The organism is Lentzea sp. HUAS TT2 (genome assembly GCF_051853195.1).
GTDB lineage: Bacteria > Actinomycetota > Actinomycetes > Mycobacteriales > Pseudonocardiaceae > Lentzea.
The window spans coordinates 5,588,909-5,608,477 of sequence record NZ_CP196667.1 but is presented as its reverse complement, the minus strand read 5'-3'; the positions used below and the strand labels follow the sequence as shown (position 1 = coordinate 5,608,477).

Genomic DNA, 19,569 nt, shown 5'->3' with positions numbered 1-19,569 from the left:
CAATGACTCAGGCGCAGCAGACGGTGAGCCTTCCCAGCTCGGTGTTCACCGGCCTCACCGAAGTCAGCGACGTGGCGGCCACCGGAAACGTTCTCGGTGTCATCAACTACACCACCGAGTGCACCGACCCGCGTGTCGAGAATGGCCTCCTCACCCTCGACCTGCACATGGCGAGCGACCTCGGCGAGGCATTCGCGGAGGTCTGGACGACCACCGGCACCGTCGAGACCGGCGAGCACCACGGCGTCGTTTACGCCCACGACGGCGAGTACCTGCTCGTCGCCGGGCGGATCGCCCCGACCGGCCGCTACACCGAGGACACCCGCGCGGCCTACGTCGCGGCGCTGGACCTGATGGACTCGCTCGGCTACAAGAACTGCTTCCGCATGTGGAACTTCCTCAACGACATCAACGGCGACAACGCCGAGGGCCTGGAGATCTACCGGGACTTCTGCAAGGGCCGCGCCGAGGCGTTCGAACTCTTCCACTTCGGCGACAAGGAGGTCCCGAGCGCGACCGGAATCGGGTCGCAGGGCGGCGGCATCGCGTTCTACTTCCTCGCCTCCCGCTCCGCCGCGCTGACGTCGGTGGAGAACTCGAAGCAGATCGCCGCCTACCACTACCCGCGCCAGTACGGCCCGCGCCCGCCCAAGTTCGCGCGAGCCACCTACCTCGCCGGCACGCACACCGACCGCAGGTCAGGGCAGATCTACGTGGCCGGCACCGCCAGCATCCGCGGCCACGAGACCCTGCACGACGGCGACATCGCGGCGCAGGTGAAGTTGTCACTCGACAACATCGAGCACCTCATTTCCGACGAGAACCTGTCGGACTACGAGATCACGCAGGGCAATTCCTTGCTGAACCTCGACAACATCAAGGTGTACGTCCGTCACCGCTCCGACATCCCGGCGGTGCGCGAGATGTGCGAGGAGCGTTTCTCCCCGAACGCCCGGATCCAGTACCTGAACGTCGACGTCTGCCGCTCCGATCTCCTCGTGGAGATCGAGGGCATCATCGCCTGAGTCTTCCAGCCGAACCAGGAACAGGAGCGAGAACAATGCCTCAGACGGTGAAGCTGAACGAGTTCACGTACGCGAGGACCGCGGCCCCGTGGATGACGTTGCCTGCGACGCAGCAGCCCCACTGGCACCACCACCCCGAGTACGACCTGATCGAAGCCGAACTGTCCGGCGCGCTCCCCCTGGTCGCGCATTCCGAAATCCGCGAGGCGAAGCGTGCTCTTGGTCTCGCCGCCCTCGGCGAGGCACGTGTCCTGCAGCTCGGGGACTGCGCGGAATCGTTTTCAGACATCGACCCGGTGACAACTTCCGGAAAGGTGCGCAACATCGGCCGCATCGCTTCCCGGATGGCGGAACGAACCGGGCAGCAAGTGGCGCGTTTCGGACGCATGGCCGGGCAGTACGCGAAGCCCCGTTCGAGCAACTTCGAAACGATCGACGGAGTCGACCTGCCGTCGTTCCGCGGTGAGCTGGTCAATTCGTTCGAGCCCGACGTCTTCTCCCGCCGCCACGACCCGGAACGAATGCTGCGGGCCTACGACGCCTCGGCCGCCGTCATCCGAGAAGTGCGCGCCCATTGGTCGGGAAGTGCCGAGGAACTCTCCGGTGGTCCGTGGGTCGCCCACGAGGCATTGGTGCTGGATTACGAGAACGCCCTCATTCGCACAGACGAGCGCACCGGCGAGCAGTTCCTCACCTCGACGCACTTCCCGTGGATCGGCGAGCGCACCCGCCAGCTGGAGAACGCGCACGTCAGCATGTTCGCGGCGATCGCGAACCCGATCGGCGTGAAGGTCGGCCCGACCGCCGACCCCGAGACCGTCGTGCGCCTGTGCCAGCTGCTCGACCCGCACCACACCCCCGGCCGCCTGACGCTCATCGTCCGCATGGGCCGCGAGGACATCCACGTCGCTCTGGCGCCGATCGTGCGCGCCGTGCAGCGCGCAGGCCACCCCGTCGTCTGGGTCTCGGACCCCATGCACGGCAACACGGTCACCGCGAAATCTGGGCGAAAGACTCGACATGTCACCCATATCATCGAGGAGGCCACGGCGTTCCGGCACATCCTCGAGACCGAGGGCGCACACGCGGCCGGCTTGCACCTGGAAGTGGCCGCGACCGACGTGACGGAGTGCGTCGGCGGGTCCGTCCCCGATGAGACCGCTCTCTCCGCGCGCTACGAGACCCTTTGCGACCCGCGGCTGAACCCCGAACAGGCGCTCGGAGTGATCGACTCGGTGTTCTGACTCCCCCAGGCAGACAGGGAAACTGATGACGTCACCGCAGCTGGCCGGCCGGTCCGCAGCCGAGAACACCGCAGATGTCGCGGTGGTCGGCTGCGGGCCGGTCGGCCTCGTTCTGTCCATCCTCCTCGCGCACAAGGGATGGCGGGTCGTCATCCTGGAGAAGTACCGCGGCCAGTACCCGTTCCCGCGCGTCGTCGCGTTCGACGGCGAGACCGCGCGCTCGTTCGCCTCGGCCGGCATCGGCGCCGACCTGATGGAGCTCGGCGAACCCCTGGGGCAGTACATGTTCCAGAACGCGGAGGGCCGCGAGCTGTTCAGCTTCGAGGCGCCGTACGAGCCAGGCCGCGACGGCTGGCCGATCGCGACCGTGATGCACCAGCCGACGTTCGAACGCGCCCTGCGCGAGCACGTCCTCACCCTGCCGAACATCACGACGTTGTTCGGGCACAAGGTGGAGGCGATCACGGACCACGGCACGCACGTGTCTGTCGATGCGCCCGGTCCTGATCACTCGGGTGAGGTCACCGCTTCCTGGGTGATCGGCTGCGATGGCGCGAACAGCTTCGTGCGCGACGTCATGGGCTCGCGGATGATCGACCTGAACTTCAAGCACGACTGGCTGCTGGTCGACGTCGTCTTCCACGAGAAGCGCGCGTTCCGGCCGAACGACGTGCAGGTGTGCGATCCGGCCCGCCCGACGACGATCGTCGCCTCGGGGCGTGGGCATCGGCGCTGGGAGTTCATGCGGCTGCCCGGTGAGTCGATCGAAGAGATGTCCACGGTGGAGCGGATGTGGGAGCTTCTCGCGCCCTACGACGTGACGCCGGCGAACGCTGACCTGACGCGCAACATCGTTTACACCTTTCAGGCCGCTATGGCGGACAAATGGCGTTCTGGGCGCCTGTTGCTGGCCGGTGACTCGGCGCATCTGATGCCTCCCTTTGCCGGGCAGGGCATGTGTTCCGGTATCCGTGACTCGGTGAACCTGGCTTGGAAGCTCGATCTGGTGCTGCGGGATCTGGCCGCGGACTCGTTGTTGGACGCCTACCAGGCTGAGCGCGGGTTGCAGGTGCGGCACACGATCGAGATGTCCATCGAGGTTGGGAAGATCGTCTCCGAGCTCGATCCTGTCGCGGCTGCTCGGCGGGACGCGTTTCTGATCGCCATGCAGGCCAAACCCGAGGGGGTTGACCTTGCTCCTTCCGCTTACGCGTTGGAGGACGGGGTGGTGCGGCGGGGTGTCGACGGGATCGCTGCGCCGGATGGGGAGTTGTCGCCTCAGGGAGTGGTGGCGCGTGGAGGGTTGCGGGATCGGTTCGACGAGGTTGTCGGGCGGGGGTGGCAGCTGATCACGACGCTGGATCCCTATGAGGCGTTGGGTGAGGACGAGCTGGAGTTCCTGAAGACGTTGGGGACGCATCTGGTTCGGGTGATGCCTGCTGGGATTCCGCCGAAGATCGCCCGGGCGCATGAGGTCGTGGACGTGGAGCGGTTGTATCTGCCTTGGCTGGCCGGACATCGGAAGGTGGCGGCGCTGGTTCGGCCGGACTACTACGTGTTCGGGTTCGCTGCCGACCGAACCGATCTGCCCTCCCTGGTGAACGATCTGAAGGCTCAGCTGCCACTGCTGTGAGCACGTTGGAGCGCGAGGACTCCCCTGTCGGGGAAGCCCTCGCGCGAGGTAAGCACTAGACCAACGCCGGGACCGGGCGAGAACGAGGTGGCGGCAACACCCAGCTCGGCGTCAACGTGCTGGGGCTGTCGGCGCGTCTCGTCTTGGGCTCTTCGCCCTCGAAGGCATGGAGGACGTTGCGGCGGGCCGCTCGGTCCGGATCCAGCCAGCCCGGCGGGTAGAAGCGTGGCAGGCCCTGCACCATCCTGATCTCCCACTCGCTGTGGTGGATCAGGCGGTGGTGGTTGCGGCACAGCAGCACGGCGTTGTCGACGGAGGTCTCGCCTCCGTTGGACCAGAACCGGACATGGTGGGCGTCGCAGTGTTTCGGCGGGCGCTCGCAGCCGGGGAAGGCGCAGCCCTGGTCACGGGCCACCAGCACACGGCGGATCGCGGCAGGGAAGGTGCGGGCCTTGCGGCCGATGTCCATCGGCTGGGAGCGCTCGCCCAGGACCAGCGGGATGATGCCGGCGTTGCAGGCGAGCTGACGGGCCTCGGCTGCGGGGATGCGCTCGCGGTTGTCGAGCATCGCCTGACCCGCCTGGCTCACCAGGTCCTCGTAGCGCATCGTCAGGGTGAGGCTGACCGGTTCGCCACCGTGTTCGGGCAACTGGTCGGCGCGCAGCATCAGGTCGACGAGCGCGGCCAGCGCGTCACCCTCGCGTTCGGAGCGCGTGCGGAGGTCCGGGCCTTCCTCGGCCGTCTCCGGGCGCGGCTTGGCCAGCGGGTCGAGCAGGGCCTCGTACTTCGCGCCGGTGATCTTGTCGAGCTTCGCCCAGATCTCCAGGCACTCACCCTTCCAGCGCATCACGTGCTGGTTCGCCGGCGGTGCGGGCTCGGCGTCGCGGGGCTCCGGATCGTCCTGGTACAGGCGGTAGGCCAGTTCCCTGCCGAAGGAGCGGACCGCGCCCGGCTCATGAGCCTGCGCGAACTCCACCACCGGGGCTTCGGCCGCGGCGGGAAGCTTCTTCATCACCTCGGCGATCGCGGAGATGTGGTCGGCGGAGAGCGTGCCGTCCGCGACCGCGGTGGCGGTCACCGGGAGATCCGGCTCCAGCCTGCTGCCCGTCGGGGTGATCTCGTGGCTCAGGGCACGCGCGTTCGCGAGCCACTGCCGCGCGGTCTTCAGGTCCCAGCGGACCGCGTGCCGCAGCACCTGCGGCAGGTCCTTGTACCCGAGCTCGGCAGCCGCACCGCGACGGTCCAGCTCGGCGAGCTTCCGCAGCACCGCGTGCTCACGGACCCTGATCTCCACGACCTCGCTGACGACGCTGTTCAGCAGCTCGTCAGTCGAGAGGAGACACGGGTCCGGTTCGCTCATGTGTTCGACACTACCGCAAGATCACGTTTTGATAACGGGCGAGAGCGCGCACGATCGAGTGAAAGCGCGGTGTCCTCGGTGGATGATCAAGCCGTGCTGGGCAGGTACGAGTGCAGGTCCGCCGGGAGATCCTTGCGGTATTTGACGTTCAGCTTCCGGTACACCCGCGTCAGGTGCTGCTCGATGGTCGACGGTGTGATGTACAGCTTCGACGCGATCTCCCGGTTCGTATAGCCCACCGCGGCCAAGGCGGCCACCCGCCGTTCCGCGTCGGTCAGCGTCGCGATCGGATCGGCCGGTTTCTCCTCGGCCGGCGCGTCCTCGCCGTCGGCCTTCCCCCGCGACGGCAGCAACTCCTCGCACAACTCAGCCGCATCACACACATTCGCCACGTGCCAGGCCCGCCGAGCCACGGTCCATGCCCGGCGATGCTCCCGCAAAGCCTGATGCGCCTTGGACAAGTCGGCCAACGCCCGGGCCAGCTCGTACTGGTCCCCGTACTCCTCCAGGATCACCACGGCGTCCTGCAACAACTGCGGCCGGTTGTGCGGCTGGTTGGTAGCGGCCAGCAACCGCAACGCCACCCCGCGAGTGCGCGAGGCGTCCGGCCCCAGCCGCGCCAGCTGCTCGTTGATCAGCCGCTTGGCCTCGTCCCGGTTGGCCCCGTGCAGCAGCCAGGCCTCCGCGGCCGAAGTCCGCCACGGCACCACGCCGGGCTGATCCACGCCCCAAGAAGTCATGAGCTCGCCGCACGACAGGAAATCCGCCAAAGCCGCGTAGTGCCGGGAGGTCGCCAGGTAGTGGTGGCCGCGCGCGTACAGGTAGTGCAGCCCGTACCGCGACTGGAACATCGCCTCGGGCACCGGCTGTTCGAGGAACGCGGCGGCGTCCTCGTGCCGTCCCATCTTGGTGGCGGCGTTGATCAGGATCCCCAGCGGCATGCCCAGCGCCACACCCCATCCGCCGGCGGGCATGAAGTCCAGGGCGTTCTGGGCGTGGTCGAAGGCGGTGGTCAGGTCGCCGCGCCGCAACGACACCTCGGCGCGCACGCAGGAGAAGAAGGCGCGTGCTACCGCGAGGTTCTTGACCCGCGCCTCGTCCAGGAGCTTGTCGCACCACTGCGCCGCCACGTCGAGCCGGTCCGCGTAGACGAGGGCCTGCAACGCGAGCATCGCCGACTCCGGGCCCCACCAGCCGCTGTCGGACGGCCGGGCAGCCTGCAGCACGTGCTCGGCGTCGGTGGCGGAGGCGTCGTTGTTGCCGTACGTCAGGACGTTCGCGAGCGCCGTGACGGCCTTCAGCATCGGGCCGGAGGTCAGGCTCACGGTCCTGGTCTTCACGGCCTCCGGGGTGGTCGTCGCGCGGCGGGCCAGGGTCGGGTGCGAGCAGGCCAGCCAGAGTTCCATGGCGCGCAGGCCGTTGTTCGACGACGAGACGCGCCGGACGCGGTCCATCGCCTCGGTGGACTCGTCGACCTGGCAGTTCCACAGCATCGGCTGCACCAGCGAGGTCACGTCGCGGTCGGAGAGCTGGCCCGCGCGCATCGCCGGCACCACCGTGCCCAGACGGCGGCCGGCCGCGGACGGGTTCACCCGCCACTCGACTCGGACCAGCTTCGCCGCGATCGCCGCGCGTCCGTGCACTTCGACGCACGCCCGGTGCGCCAGTTCCAGGTAGCGCAGCGCCGTGTCGATCTGCTCGTCACGCAACGCGTGCTCGGCGGCCTCCTCGAAGACCGGCACCATCCACGGGTTCTCGGAGTGGTCCGCCATCACCAGGTACGGCGCCACCTCGGTGGCGGGCGCGCCCTCGTCGTGCAGCAGCAAGGCCGCACCGAGGTACATCTCCTTGCGGTCCTGTGTGGACAGATCGTCCAGCACGGCGCCGCGGGCGGCCGGGTCGCGGAACCAGCCGTCGCACAGCAGTCCGGCCTCGTTCATCACGTCCAGCGCGGACGCCACGGTCTCCGCGTCGGCACGGGCCAGGCGTCCCAGCGACTCGTGGGTCGCCTGCTCCCCCGTCACGGCCAGCGCCCGCGCGACGGGCAGCACGTGGTGGTCACTGCGGTGCAGGCAGCTGACCAGCGCCCGCCGGTAGCTGGGGCCGATCACCAGGCCGCCGTCGTCGCGCGGTTTGCAGAGCCTCTGGTCGTCGAGCAAAGACCGCACCAGCAACGGGTTGCCGCCGGACAACGCCATCGCGTCCACGGCGTGCACGGAGGCCTCGAACAGCTCGCCCAGCGCACCCAGCGGCGCCAGCTGGACGTCGCGGCAATGCGGGTGCCGCAACAGTTCCGTGTGCAGAGCGGTGTGCGCGGCGCGCGGGGAGGCGGTCTCGCTGAGCATCAGCAACACCTTCGCCTGGCCGATCCGGCGGATCAGGTACAGCAGCCAGTGCAACGACGACGAGTCGGCGTGCTGCACGTCGTCGATGCCGATCACCAGCGGTGTCTCGGTCGTCAGGTCCAGCAACGCCAGGCACAACGCGTGCAACTGGCGTGCGGAAGGTCCTTCGGCACTGCGGGCGGCGGCGTCGAGAAGTTCGCCGACCTCGTCCGGTGCGTCGAGAGGATGAAAGATCTGACTCGCCACGCCGAACGGCAGGTCGCGTTCGAACGCCGAGCAGGTCGCCTTGACGAAGCAGACACCTGAGGCCTCGCCGAACGCGTGCAGCAGCTCGGTCTTCCCCGAGGCGACCGGGCCGGTGAGCAGGGCGACCCTTCCAGATCCTGACAGGGAGTCTGTCAACAACGTGTCCAAGGTGGACCACTGGTCGTCCCGCTCGATCAGGCCCGCGAGCCTCGCCTTGGTCATGTTGTTGTCAGACGTCCCGGTCATGATGATGTACCTCTCGCCAGGAAAGCCGCCGTGCCGCAGCGCGGTGTGTGCGGTTGAGGCACCACCACGTTCCCCCAGGAGCGCGGGCATGACGGGTCGGCACCGAGCGTCGCAGGCGAACGCATCCCCTTCAAATCGATACGCGCCAGTTCTAGGTGTTCTCCTGGAGTCTCGGTGCTTTCGAACACTAGGTCTTCTTCTGGAGAAGACTGCCGCGTGACGACAGGGCACCGCGCGGTCCGGCAGGCTCGCCGCTACAAGGCGTCAGCCCGGAGGGTGAAGTCCATGAGCCAGCGGCCGATCCTGTTCGTCAGTCTGCCGGAGAGCGGCCTGCTGAACCCGATGCTCGTGCTAGCGGAGGAGCTGTCCCGCCGCGGTGTGGAGAACCTGTGGTTCGCCACCGACGACAAGGGCCGCGAGGAGGTCGAGGCGGCGGCGGTCGGTTCGCCGATCGAGTTCTTCTCGCTGGGGGACGTGATCCCGGAGATGTCCTCGGTGACCTGGCCCGACGAGATCTACGCGAAGGTGACGCAGCGGTCGCGGTTCAAGGCGCGCAAGGCCGTCATCGAGCAGACGAACCGGCCGGAGCAGCGGATTCCCAAGTACCGCGCGCTCGCCGGGCTGGTCGACGAGATCAAGCCGGCGCTGATGATCGTCGAGTCGATGTGCATGTTCGGCTACGAGGTCGCCATCACCAAGGGAATCCCTTACGTGATCAGCAACCCGTTCGTCGCGTCGAACCTCGTGACGTCCGCGATCCCGATCGGCCCCTCCTACACGCCGAAGGACTTCCCGCGCCCGCACACCGGACTGCCCGCCGGCATGTCCTGGAGGCAGCGCTGGGCCAACAGCTTCTTCGGCTGGCGCACCCTCGCGACCGCGTTCACCAAGGCCAACAAGGACCGCAACGCGCGCAACGCCAAGGTGATCGCCGAGCTGGGCATCTCCCCGAAGGCGTACGGTCAGTTCGCGCGGGTCGAGCAGGCCGAGATGGTGCTGTGCTACTCGATCCCGGAGATGGACTACCCGTTCGACGTCCCGGAGAAGATCCGCACGGTCGGCGCGCTGGTGCCCCCGCTGCCCCAGGCGGCACCCGGTGAGCTGGGCACGTGGCTGGACGCGCAGAAGTCCGTGGTGTACATGGGTTTCGGCACGATCACGCGGCTGACCCGCGACCAGGTGGAGGCGTTCGTCCAGGTCGCCCGCGGTCTCGACGGACGGCACTCGGTGCTGTGGAAGCTGCCGCGCGACCAGCAGGAGTTCCTGCCCTCGGACCTTCCCGGCAACCTGCGCATCGAGACGTGGGTGCCCTCGCAGCTCGACGTGCTGGCGCACCCGAACGTCAAGCTGTTCTTCACGCACGCGGGCGGGAACGCCTACACCGAAAGCATTTACTTCGGCAAGCCGATGGTGTCGCGGCCGCTCTGGGTCGACTGCTACGACCAGGCCGTGCGCGCCACGAGCTTCGGTGTCGGACTGACGCTCGACAAGCCGCACACCGTCGACCCGGCCGACGTCACGGACAAGCTGACGCGCGTCCTGGACGACCCGCGGTTCACCGAGAACGCCGAACGCCTCGCCGCGCTGCAGCACGCTGCCGGTGGCCGCAAGACGGCCGCCGACCTCGTCCTTTCGTTGCCCGCACTGTCCTCGAAGTGAGCTGACGATGAGCTACCGCTACCCCGTTTCGATGCCTTCGTTGCGCGGCAACGAGCTCGAGTACACGACGAAGGCCGTGACGGACGGCTGGATCTCCTCGCAGGGGCCGTACGTGCCTCAGTTCGAGGAGGCCTTCGCCGCCTACAACGACACCAGGTACGGCGTCGCCTGCTCGTCCGGCACCACGGCGCTGACGCTCGCGTTGCGCGCCTTGGGAGTCGGCCCCGGCGACGAGGTGATCGTGCCCGAGTTCACGATGATCGCCTCGGCGTGGGCCGTGACCTACACCGGCGCCACGCCCGTTTTCGTGGACTGCGCGGACGACCTGAACATCGACGTCACCAAGATCGAGGAGAAGATCACCCCGCGCACCAAGGTGATCATGCCGGTGCACGTCTACGGTCGTCAGTGCGACATGGACCCGATCCTCGAACTGGCCTACGAGTACAACCTGCGCGTCGTCGAGGACTCCGCGGAGGCGCACGGCGTCAAGCCGACCGGTGACATCGCGGCGTTCTCCCTGTTCGCCAACAAGGTCATCACCTCCGGCGAGGGCGGTATCTGCGTCACGAACGACCCGCACCTGGCGCGGCAGATGGCGCACCTGCGCGGCATGGCGTTCACCCGCGATCACAGCTTCCTGCACAAGAAGCTCGCCTACAACTTCCGGATGACCAACCTGCAGGCCGCGGTCGCGCTCGCGCAGACCGAACGCCTGGACGAGATCATCGCGACGCGCGCGCAGATCGAGAAGCGGTACGACGAGGGCCTTCGGGGCATCCCCGGCATCACCCTCATGCCGCCGCGCGACGTGCTGTGGATGTACGACCTGCGCGCCGAACGCCGTGAGGAGCTCATGGGGTTCCTCGCGCAGGAGGGCATCGAGACCCGCCTGTTCTTCAAGCCGATGAGCAGGCAGCCCGGCTACCTCGACCCGGTGTGGCCGACGCTGAACGCGAACCGGTTCGCCGACGACGGGCTGTACCTGCCCACGCACGCCGAGCTGACCGAAGACGACCAGGACTACATCGTGGCGCGAGTCCGCCAGTTCTACGGGGTGTGAGACATGACGAGCACTGACCTGGTCCCGTTCATGATGCGGCGCCCCGGCGTGCCGTTCCCTCCTCCCGAGTACGAGGGGTTCCGCACGAAACCGGGCCTGACGAAGGCCGCGCTGCCGTCCGGCGAGACGGTGTGGCTGGTGACCAGGCACGAGGAGGTGCGCGCGGTCCTCACCGATCCGCGCATCAGCTCCAACCCGACGCACGAGGGGTTCCCGCGGCCGTCGCGGACCGTGGGCGCGCCGTCCGCGGACGACGTGCCGGGCTGGTTCGTGTCGCTGGACCCGCCTGACCACAACAGGTTCCGCAAGGCGCTGATCCCCGAGTTCACCGTGCGCCGCATCAGGGCGTTGCGGCCGGCGGTCGAGCAGATCGTCGACCACGCCATCGACCAGATGCTGGCCAAGGGCAACGAGGCCGAGCTCGTCGAGGACTTCTCGCTCACCGTGCCGTCGCTGGTGATCTCCGCGCTGCTGGGCGTCCCGAAGGTGGACCGCGACTTCTTCGAGGAGAAGACGAAGGTCCTCGTGACGCTGACGTCGACCGACGAGCAGCGGGACAAGGCGTCCGAACATCTGCTGCGCTACATCAACCGGCTGATCACGATCAAGTCCAAGCGCCCCGGCGACGACCTGATCAGCAAGCTGCTGCAGGGCGGGCTGCTGACGCCGCAGGAGCTCTCGGGCGTCTCGATGCTGCTGCTGATCGCGGGCCACGAGACGACGGCGAACAACATCTCGCTCGGCGTCGTCACGTTGTTGCAGCAGAAGCAGTGGATCGACGACGACCGCATGATCGAGGAACTGCTGCGCTACCACTCGGTCGCGGACCTGGTGGCGTTGCGGGTGGCGATCGAGGACGTCGAGATCGGCGGTCAGCTCGTCAAGGCGGGCGAGGGCATCGTGCCGCTCGTGGCCGGCGCGAACCACGACCCGGAGATGTTCGCCCGGCCGGACGAGTTCGACCCGTCCCGCTCGGCCACCGGGCACGTGGCGTTCGGGTACGGCGTGCACCAGTGCCTCGGGCAGAACCTGGTGCGGCTGGAGATGGACGTCGCCTACCGCGGCCTGTTCCGGCGGATCCCGACCCTGGAGGTCGCCGTTCCGCTGGAGGACCTGCAGTTCAAGTACGACGGAGTCCTCTTCGGACTCCACGCGCTACCTGTGCGTTGGTGAGAAGGGATCGTCATGGCTCGGATCAGTGTGGACACCGGCAAGTGCATCGGCTCGGCCCAGTGCGTGCTGGCCGCGCCGGACGTGTTCGACCAGGACGACGACGGGTTCGTCACCGTGCTCGACGCCAGTCCCTCGGGTGAGGCGGAGGCAACTGCCAGGACGGCCAGGGGCATCTGCCCCGCCCAGGCCATCACCGTGCACGACTGAGGTTCAGCGACCGCGGCGGGGTTTCACGCGCTTGGCAGGCTGCTTCTTCTGCTGAGGTGCTGGGCCCCGTCGCTGCTGTTGCTTGGGCGCCTGCTTCTTCTTCTCGGGCTCCGGCGCGGGCCCGCGGGTGCTGTTGACCGTGCGGCCGCGGACGATGCCGATCATGTGCTCGATCAGCTCGGGGTTCTCGTCGCGGATCGGGAACGACAGCGCGACGCGGGACTGCGGCGCGTCCGAGAGCGGCACGAACTTCAGGTCCTTGCGATGGTGCAGCCGGGCCAGCGACTGCGGCACGACCACCATGCCGACGCCCGCGGCCACGATCTGGATGGCGTCCAGGGTGGTCTCCGGCCGTTCGACGGGCGCCTGACCTGGCTGGGCGTCCCAGCCGAGGGTGTCGTCGAGCGGCTGCCACAGGACGTGCTCCGCCAGGTCCTCGACGGACAGTTCGTCGGCCGCGGCGAACTCGTGGTCCTTCGGGAACACGACGACGCTGGTCTCGGTGTAGAGCGGGATCGCGTGCAGGTCCTCGCGGTCGCCGGGCAGCCGCAGCAGCGCGGCGTCGGCCTCACCGGACCGCACCTTCTCCCCCGCTTCGGCGGCGGTCACCTGAACGAGGGTCAGCGGGGTCTCCGGCAGGCGTTCCTCCCAGACCCGTGCCCACTTGCCCGGCGTCACACCTGGGACGTACGCGAGCGTGAAAGAGCCGGTCACGTGCTGAGGCTACCGGACGAGCCCGTTACTCTTTTCCGCATGAAGTCGCAGCAGACGATGAAGCCCGCCACCGCCGCCAAGAAGCTCGGCGTGTACCTCGAGGCCACGCCCGAGGAGTTCCAGGCCGGCGTCGTGTCGCGCGACGAGCTGAACGAGCTGCAGGCCAACCCGCCGCAGTGGCTGGCGGACCTGCGCCGCAACGGCCCGCACCCCAAGCAGCTCATCGCGCAGAAGCTCGGCATCTCGGCGTCGGGCCTGGTGCGCGCCGGCATCACCGAGGCGCTGACCACCGACCAGATCACCGCGATCAAGGACGAGAACCCGGACTGGCTGGTGCGCGAGCGCGCCACCTACGTCGAGTTCAAGGCCGAGGAGGCGCGCCTGGCGGAGAAGGCGCGCCTCGAGGAAGAAGCGGAGTGACCCCGCTCACCAGGTGACGGGGAACCTCTCCAGGCCGCCGGCGAGGCGGCCGCCGGGGTGCGACTCGAGCTCGGACTCCGGCACCGCGAGCCGCAGCCCCGGCAGGCGTTCGAACAGGGTCGTGTAGGCGACGGCGAGGATGATCCGCACGAGCGGGGCGCCGGTGCAGTGCCGCATGCCGTGACCGAACGTGAAGTGGTGGTTCGGCGAGCGGGTGACGTCGAAGTCGTGCGGGTTGTCGAACGCGCGCGGGTCGAAGTTGGCGAGGCTGAAGTCCAGCATCACCAGGTCGCCCTCCTTGATCGTGACGCCGCCGATCTCGATGTCCTCGCTGGCGTAGCGGGGCAGGACGGGCGAGCTGATCGTGGCACGCATGACCTCGTCGACGGCGCGGGCCATGATCTCCGGGTCGGCCATGGCCTTCGCGCGCTGCTCGGGGTTGCGCAGGAACAGCAGCACGCCGAAGTCGAGGTGGCTCGCGAGACCCGCGAGGCCCGTGAACAGCAGCGTGACGACGTGCAGGCCGATCTCGTCGTTGGTCAGGCCGGTCTCGATGAAGCGCGAGATGACGTCGTCGCCGAGCTCTGACCTGCGGCGTTCACCGATGTCGGCGGCGAAGCCGAACAGCGGGTCCATGCCCGCCTCGGCCGACTCCTGGTCGGAGGCGCCGACGGTGTCCATCATCTCCAGCAGCTTCGCGCGGTCCTCGACGGGGATGCCGACCATGTCGCACAGCGCCTGCTGCGAGTAGTCCATCGAGTAGGCGGCGTGCAGGTCCGCGGGCTGGCCGGCGGCGATGATCGCGTCGATCTTGTCGTTCGCGATGCCGATGACGCGCTCGCGGCGTTCGATGACGCGGCGGGCGGCGAAGCTCTTGGTGTAGAGGACGCGTTTCTTCTCGTGGCGCTCCTTCTCGACCTCGATGTCGTCGGCGGTGATGAGCATGTCGAGCATCGGGTTGCGGAAGTACCTCGGTGCGTTGGCGGGGTCCTTGTGGCTGCGGCCGAGCTTCTGGTTCTGCAGCAGCGCCTTCACCTCGGCGTGGCGGGTGACGAGCCAGCCCTCGTCGCCGGCGGGTGTCCGGATGCGGCACACCGGCGCCTGTTCCTGCAACCGCAGGCGGAGTTCGCTGAACGTCAGGATCGACGGCAGTTCGACCCCGATGAGGGGCAGTTCCTGCGATGTGGTCATCGGACGCCTTCCAGTTTCTCGATACGGGTGCCGAGCCAGTCCTCCAGCACGTCCGCGACGACGCCCGCGTCCTCCTTGACCATCGCCATGTGGTCGGTGGCGACGACGCGGATCTCGTCGGCGGGCACGTCGACCTCCTGCTCGGTCGTGACGAGGTCGGTGCCCTTGACCTCGTTGGCGCAGCGGATGAGCAGCTTCGGGACCGTCGTGTGGAGGCCGGTGTCGATGATGAGCGGGAACCAGTGCGCCATCGCGGACAGGCGGGTGCTGTTCATGTTCACCGCGGGCGAGTCCATGGTGTTGAAGTAGTTGGTGGTGACGGCGCCGAAGTCCATGCCCTCGCTGGAGTTGTAGTTCATGCTCAGCGTGTCGAGCATGATCACCGCTTCCGGCTTGATGCCCCAGGTGTCCTCGAGCACCGCGGCGGCGAAGTAGGCGAGCGTGCCTCCGGAGGAGTGTCCAACCAGGACGAACGGGTCGCCGTCGGTGCCGTTGAGGATGCTTTCCGCGACGAACCTGGCGGCGGCCTCCGTGGTGCGCGGCAACGCCTCGCCCTCGTTGAACCCGATGAGCGGGAGTGCGGAGACGTGCCGTTTGCCGCGCAGGTGGGCGGCGAGCCGCGCGTACATGTGCACGCCGGCGGTGGCGCCGGGCGCGCTGACGCAGACCAGTTTCGGCAGCTTCGGGCCGTCGGCGAGGGTGACGGGGACGGGCAGGTCCTCCAGTTCGGCCGGGCTGTCGAACATCGGGCGCAGGTTCGCGACGGCCTTGAGCAGCCGCAGGCCCTCGACGACCTTGCCGCTCGTGACGCTGTCCATGAACAGCCCGAAGACCGTGTCGCCTGGGCTCACCTGCATCCCGTTGCTGGTCGCGGGCCCGGAGATGGTGCCGAGTTCGGCGTCGACCTTCTTTGCGAAAGCGGCCGGGGTGCCGCTGTCGAACACCGCGCTGCCGGGAAGTTTGAGGTTGAGCATGTCGTTGAGCTGGTTGCGCAGTTCTACGGCGATGAGGCTGTCGAAGCCGAGTTCCAGGAAGTTCTTCTCGGGGTCCACTTTGGACGTGTCGCTGTGGCCGAGCAGTGCCGCGCACGTACCGACGACGAGCTCGCGGATCTGGCCGGCGCGGTCGTCGCTGTCTCGCAACCGGTCGAGGACGGTGACGGCGATCTGGCTCTGCTGCGGGAGGATCTGCTCGTCGACGATGTCGCGCAGCAGCGGGGCAACGCGCTGCTGGTTGCGGCTGACGTGCATGGGGATGACGACGGGTTTTCTCGCGGCCAGTGCGGCGTCGAACAGCGCGAGGCCCTGTTCGGCGGCCAGCGGGGGCATGCCGGAGCGGGCGATGCGGTCCATGGCGGCGTCGCTCAGGCCCGCTGTCATGCCGCTGTCCTGCGCCCACGGCCCCCAGGCGAGGCTGATGGTGTTCGGCCTGGTCCGCGCGAGGGCGTCGAGGTAGGCGTTGGCGGCGGCGTAGTTGCCCTGGCCGGGCGCGCCCATGACGTTGGAGACGGAGCTGTAGAGAACGAGCAGTTTGAGGTCGTGCTGGGCGAAAAGGTGCGCGGCGTCGACCTTGGGGGTGAGGACCGTGGTGAGGCGTTCGGGGGTGAGCGCGTCGAGCAGGGCGTCGTCCAGCACGCCCGCCGTGTGGATGACGGTGGTGAGCGGGCGTTCCGCGGCGGCGAACAGGGTCTGGACGTCGTTGGGGTTGGCGACGTCGGCGGCCGCGATGGTGACCGTGGCGCCCTTGTTCTCCAGTTCCTGCTTCAGGTTCCGCGCGCCCGGCGCCTCTTCACCGCGGCGGCTGGCCAGCAGCAGGTGCTTGACGCCGTGCCTCGTGACGAGGTGTTTCGCCAGTTCGGCGCCGAGTCCGCCGGTGCCGCCGGTGATGAGGACCGAGTCGGTCTCGCTCCACTCGTGGGCGGCTGTGGTCTCGGGCAGTTCCTTGAGGCGCGCGACCTTTGCTTTGCCCTCGCGGACTATCAGCTGCGGCTCGTCGCCGTTGACGAGCTCGGTGAGCAGGGCGCCGGACACGTCGAGGCCGTCGCTGTCGACCAGCAGGAACCGGCCGGGGTGCTCGGCCTGCGCGGTGCGGACCAGGCCCCACACGGCGGCCGCCGCCAGGTCTTCCCCGGTCGCGACGCCGCGGCTGACGAAGACGACGCGGGAGTTCTCGAAGTTCAGCGCTTCCTTGAGGATGCCCAGTGCCCGCTGGGTCTGCGAGTGGGTCGACTCCGGCGTGCTGTCGCCCGTGACGGCCACGACGAACACGTCCGGCGCGGTGTTCTTCGCCGCCTCGGTGAGGGTTTCGCCGTAGCCGCTGACGGACTGGCCCGCCGCGTACAGGACGTGGGCGAGGTCGAACTCGTCACCGCCGATGATCGCCCAGCGCGCACCCGTGATCTTTGGCGCGTCCACTGTGGACTTGATCCAGTCCAGCTCGTAGAGGGCGGGGCGGCTGGCGTTCGGCTGGGTCGCAGGGGCCATGGTGCCCTGCGGCCAGAACCGCTCCTGGTCGAACGGGTAGGTGGGCAGTTCGGTCCTGGTCCCGTTCTTCGGCCAGGTAATCTTGGCTCCGGCGGTGTAGAGCTTGGCCAGCGCGGTGATCAGCGCCGTGACCTCGTCCTTGTCCTTGCGCATCGTCGGGATGGCTTGGTCCACGAGCGCGGCCAGCACGGCGGTCGGGCCGATCTCGACGTGCGTGGCGTCTGCGATGGCATCGACGGTTTGGGTGAAGCGAACGGTGTCTCGGACGTGGCTGACCCAGTACTCGGGTTGTTGAACAGTTCCTTGGGAGACCACAGGGATCGTTGGATTGTTGAACGAAATCTTCGCGATGGCCTGCTGGAAGTCGTTGAGCATCGGATCCATCAGCGGCGAGTGGAACGCGTGGCTGACGTCGAGCTGCTTGGTCTTGCGATCGTTGAACTGTTCAACGATCTTTTGTGCCTCTTGTTCGACGCCGGCGATGACGATGGAGTCCTCGGCGTTGATGGCTGCGATCGAGACGCCGCTGGTGAGGTGCGGGGTCACCTCGGCCTCGGTGGCCTGGATCGCGATCATGACGCCGCCGGTCGGGAGCTTCTGCATGAGGCTCGCCCTGGCCGTGACGAGCTTCGCGGCGTCTTCCAGGCTCAGCACCCCGGCGATGTGCGCGGCGGCGATCTCGCCGATGGAGTGGCCCGCTACCTTGTCGGCCTTGAAGCCGAAGCTCTCCAGCAGCCGGTAGAGGGCTACCTCGAACGCGAACAGCGCCGGTTGGGTGTAGCCGGTCTGGTTGAGCTTGGTCTCGTCCTCCCACATGACCTGTTTGAGGTCTGTCGGGAGGTGGTCGAGGGCCGCGTCCAGAGCCGCTTTGAAGGCTGGGAACGCCTCGTACAGGTCCTTGCCCATGCCTACGCGCTGGGCGCCCTGGCCGGAGAACAGGGCGGCGAACGGCTTGCGGCGCACGGTTCCGGATGCGATGACGTTGCCGTCGAGGAGTACCGCTCGGTGATCGAACGTCGTCGGCCTTGTGGTGAGCAGGGAGTAGGCGAGGTCTGCTGGGTCGCCCTTCAGCGCCTTGACCTGGTCGATTCGAGCTTCGAGGGCGGTGGCCGACTTCGCGGAGACGACGAGCGGGTGCCTGCCTGCCAGCCCCTGCTCGGGCAGGTCTGACAGTTCCTGGACCTCCGCTTCCGGGGCCTCCTGAATGATCACGTGCGCGTTGGTCCCACTCACCCCGAACGACGACACACCAGCACGACGAGGCTTGCCGGCGCGCGGCCAAGCAGCGGCCTCGGTGAGAAGACTGACGCTGCCCGCCGACCAGTCGACGTGCGACGAGGGCTCGCTGACGTGCAAAGTCGGCGGAAGGGTGTCGTGGCGCAGCGCCTCGACGATCTTGATGACACCCGCGACGCCCGCCGCAGCCTGGGTGTGCCCGATGTTCGACTTGATCGCGCCGAGCCGCAACGGCGTCGCGCGGTCCTGCCCGTAGGTCGCAAGGAGCGCCTCGGCCTCGATCGGATCACCCAGCACCGTGCCGGTTCCATGAGCCTCGACAGCGTCCACATCGGACGCGGACAGACCAGCCGACACCAGCGCCGCCTTGATCACGTCACGCTGGGCGGGACCGTTCGGGGCGGACAGGCCGTTGGACGCGCCGTCCTGGTTGACCGCACTACCGGCGACAACGGCGAGCACCGGATGACCGTTGCGCCGCGCATCGGAGAGCTTCTCCACGAGCAGCACACCGATGCCCTCGGCCCAGCCGGTGCCGTCCGCGTCATCGGAGAACGCCTTGCACCGACCCGAAGTAGCGAGCCCGCCCTGCCGCGTGAAACCGGCGAAGTTCGACGAGGTCGCCATGACCGTGACACCACCGGCCAGCGCCAGGGAACACTCGCCGTTGCGCAGTGCCGCGGCAGCCAGATGCAGTGCCACCAAAGAAGAAGAGCAAGCCGTGTCGATCGTGACGGCCGGCCCCTCGAAGCCGAACGTGTAGGAGATGCGGCCCGAGATGACGCTGGCCGCGGTGCCCATGCCGGCGTGCCCCTCGACGTCCTCCTGCGAGGCGATCAGCACGTGGCCGTAGTCCTGGCCGTTGGTGCCGACGAACACGCCGGTCCGCGAGCCGCGCAACGACGTCGGGTCGATGCCGGCGCGTTCGACGGCCTCCCAGGTGGTCTGCAGCAGGAGACGCTGCTGCGGGTCCATCGCCAGGGCCTCGCGCGGCGAGATGCCGAAGAAGCCGGGGTCGAAGTCCGCCGCGTCGTAGAGGAACCCGCCCTGCAGCGTCGCGCTGGTGCCGCCGGCCAGGGTGCCCAGGTCCCAGCCGCGGTCGGTCGGGAACCCGGTGATGGCGTCGCGGCCCTCGGACACGAGCTCCCACAGGTCCTCCGACGAGCGGACGCCGCCCGGGAAGCGGCAGGCGATGCCGACGATCGCGACCGGCTCGTGCCTGCCGGACTCGACCTCCTCCAGGCGCCGGCGGGTCTGGGCGAGATCGGCGGTGACCCACTTCAGGTATTCAACGAGCTTCTCTTCGTTCGGCATCGCCGCAAAC

Annotated in this window: 12 protein-coding genes and 1 pseudogene; 8 read left to right on the top strand and 5 right to left on the bottom strand. The window is 68.2% G+C overall.

Annotation, left to right across the window (positions count from 1 at the left end; all coding sequences use genetic code 11):
• Positions 1-2 precede the first annotated feature (2 nt).
• The 3 genes from ACSHWB_RS27720 to mhpA are packed head-to-tail and all read left to right on the top strand — an operon-like array spanning position 3 to position 3,902.
• The gene (locus ACSHWB_RS27720; RefSeq protein ID WP_439656216.1) at positions 3-1,025 is read left to right on the top strand and encodes an FkbO/Hyg5 family chorismatase; all 1,023 of its coding nucleotides are present in this window, start codon (positions 3-5) and stop codon (positions 1,023-1,025) included.
• Positions 1,026-1,060: 35 nt separating this feature from the next.
• The gene (locus ACSHWB_RS27715) at positions 1,061-2,269 is read left to right on the top strand and encodes a 3-deoxy-7-phosphoheptulonate synthase (RefSeq protein WP_439656215.1); all 1,209 of its coding nucleotides are present in this window, start codon (positions 1,061-1,063) and stop codon (positions 2,267-2,269) included.
• 25 nt (positions 2,270-2,294) lie between these two features.
• On the top strand, positions 2,295-3,902 hold the full coding sequence (mhpA, locus tag ACSHWB_RS27710) for a bifunctional 3-(3-hydroxy-phenyl)propionate/3-hydroxycinnamic acid hydroxylase MhpA (protein ID WP_439656214.1): 1,608 nt from the start codon (positions 2,295-2,297) through the stop codon (positions 3,900-3,902).
• A 55-nt stretch (positions 3,903-3,957) separates the two neighbouring features.
• Here the strand turns inward: mhpA and ACSHWB_RS27705 are convergent, their stop codons facing one another.
• Together ACSHWB_RS27705 and ACSHWB_RS27700 are read right to left on the bottom strand one after the other, a co-directional pair.
• Complete coding sequence (locus ACSHWB_RS27705) at positions 3,958-5,262, bottom strand: DUF222 domain-containing protein (RefSeq protein ID WP_439656213.1); 1,305 nt, start codon at positions 5,260-5,262, stop codon at positions 3,958-3,960.
• An 86-nt stretch (positions 5,263-5,348) separates the two neighbouring features.
• The gene (locus ACSHWB_RS27700) at positions 5,349-8,099 is read right to left on the bottom strand and encodes an AAA family ATPase (protein WP_439656212.1); all 2,751 of its coding nucleotides are present in this window, start codon (positions 8,097-8,099) and stop codon (positions 5,349-5,351) included.
• Positions 8,100-8,384: 285 nt separating this feature from the next.
• Here ACSHWB_RS27700 and ACSHWB_RS27695 point away from each other — a divergent pair, with 285 nt between their 5' ends.
• Genes ACSHWB_RS27695 through ACSHWB_RS27680 form a run of 4 tightly spaced genes read left to right on the top strand, consistent with a single transcriptional unit; the run spans position 8,385 to position 12,201 of the window.
• The gene (locus tag ACSHWB_RS27695; protein WP_439656211.1) at positions 8,385-9,758 is read left to right on the top strand and encodes a glycosyltransferase; all 1,374 of its coding nucleotides are present in this window, start codon (positions 8,385-8,387) and stop codon (positions 9,756-9,758) included.
• 7 nt (positions 9,759-9,765) lie between these two features.
• Positions 9,766-10,821, top strand: coding sequence for a DegT/DnrJ/EryC1/StrS family aminotransferase (locus ACSHWB_RS27690; RefSeq protein WP_439656210.1), 1,056 nt, complete (start codon positions 9,766-9,768; stop codon positions 10,819-10,821).
• Positions 10,822-10,824: 3 nt separating this feature from the next.
• Positions 10,825-11,994, top strand: coding sequence for a cytochrome P450 (locus ACSHWB_RS27685; protein WP_439656209.1), 1,170 nt, complete (start codon positions 10,825-10,827; stop codon positions 11,992-11,994).
• Between the two features lie 12 nt (positions 11,995-12,006).
• Entirely contained in the window at positions 12,007-12,201 is a 195-nt protein-coding gene (locus tag ACSHWB_RS27680; RefSeq protein WP_439656208.1) for a ferredoxin, read from the top strand.
• A gap of 3 nt (positions 12,202-12,204) precedes the next feature.
• On the opposite strand, the gene ACSHWB_RS27675 is transcribed toward ACSHWB_RS27680, so the two are convergent.
• Positions 12,205-12,915, bottom strand: a complete 711-nt coding sequence (locus tag ACSHWB_RS27675; RefSeq protein WP_439656207.1) for a LysR substrate-binding domain-containing protein — start codon at positions 12,913-12,915, stop codon at positions 12,205-12,207.
• Between the two features lie 57 nt (positions 12,916-12,972).
• Here ACSHWB_RS27675 and ACSHWB_RS27670 point away from each other — a divergent pair, with 57 nt between their 5' ends.
• Complete coding sequence (locus ACSHWB_RS27670; RefSeq protein WP_439664674.1) at positions 12,973-13,335, top strand: DUF5997 family protein; 363 nt, start codon at positions 12,973-12,975, stop codon at positions 13,333-13,335.
• A 6-nt stretch (positions 13,336-13,341) separates the two neighbouring features.
• Here ACSHWB_RS27670 and ACSHWB_RS27665 read toward each other — a convergent pair whose 3' ends face one another.
• Together ACSHWB_RS27665 and ACSHWB_RS27660 are read right to left on the bottom strand one after the other, a co-directional pair.
• Positions 13,342-14,526 carry a cytochrome P450 gene (locus ACSHWB_RS27665; RefSeq protein ID WP_439656206.1) on the bottom strand — a complete coding sequence of 395 codons (1,185 nt, stop codon included), beginning with the start codon at positions 14,524-14,526 and terminating at the stop codon, positions 13,342-13,344.
• Positions 14,523-19,559, bottom strand: a pseudogene (locus ACSHWB_RS27660) (SDR family NAD(P)-dependent oxidoreductase); the annotation flags it as partial. The pseudogene ACSHWB_RS27660 and the gene ACSHWB_RS27665, both read right to left, overlap by 4 nt.
• Positions 19,560-19,569: the final 10 nt, after the last annotated feature.

Coding starts and splice junctions, on each gene's coding strand:
- ACSHWB_RS27720 (WP_439656216.1), top strand. CDS start 3: ATGACTCAGGCGCAGCAGACGGTGAGCCTTCCCAGCTCGGTGTTCACC.
- ACSHWB_RS27715 (WP_439656215.1), top strand. CDS start 1,061: ATGCCTCAGACGGTGAAGCTGAACGAGTTCACGTACGCGAGGACCGCG.
- mhpA (WP_439656214.1), top strand. CDS start 2,295: ATGACGTCACCGCAGCTGGCCGGCCGGTCCGCAGCCGAGAACACCGCA.
- ACSHWB_RS27705 (WP_439656213.1), bottom strand. CDS start 5,262: ATGAGCGAACCGGACCCGTGTCTCCTCTCGACTGACGAGCTGCTGAAC.
- ACSHWB_RS27700 (WP_439656212.1), bottom strand. CDS start 8,099: ATGACCGGGACGTCTGACAACAACATGACCAAGGCGAGGCTCGCGGGC.
- ACSHWB_RS27695 (WP_439656211.1), top strand. CDS start 8,385: ATGAGCCAGCGGCCGATCCTGTTCGTCAGTCTGCCGGAGAGCGGCCTG.
- ACSHWB_RS27690 (WP_439656210.1), top strand. CDS start 9,766: ATGAGCTACCGCTACCCCGTTTCGATGCCTTCGTTGCGCGGCAACGAG.
- ACSHWB_RS27685 (WP_439656209.1), top strand. CDS start 10,825: ATGACGAGCACTGACCTGGTCCCGTTCATGATGCGGCGCCCCGGCGTG.
- ACSHWB_RS27680 (WP_439656208.1), top strand. CDS start 12,007: ATGGCTCGGATCAGTGTGGACACCGGCAAGTGCATCGGCTCGGCCCAG.
- ACSHWB_RS27670 (WP_439664674.1), top strand. CDS start 12,973: ATGAAGCCCGCCACCGCCGCCAAGAAGCTCGGCGTGTACCTCGAGGCC.
- ACSHWB_RS27665 (WP_439656206.1), bottom strand. CDS start 14,526: ATGACCACATCGCAGGAACTGCCCCTCATCGGGGTCGAACTGCCGTCG.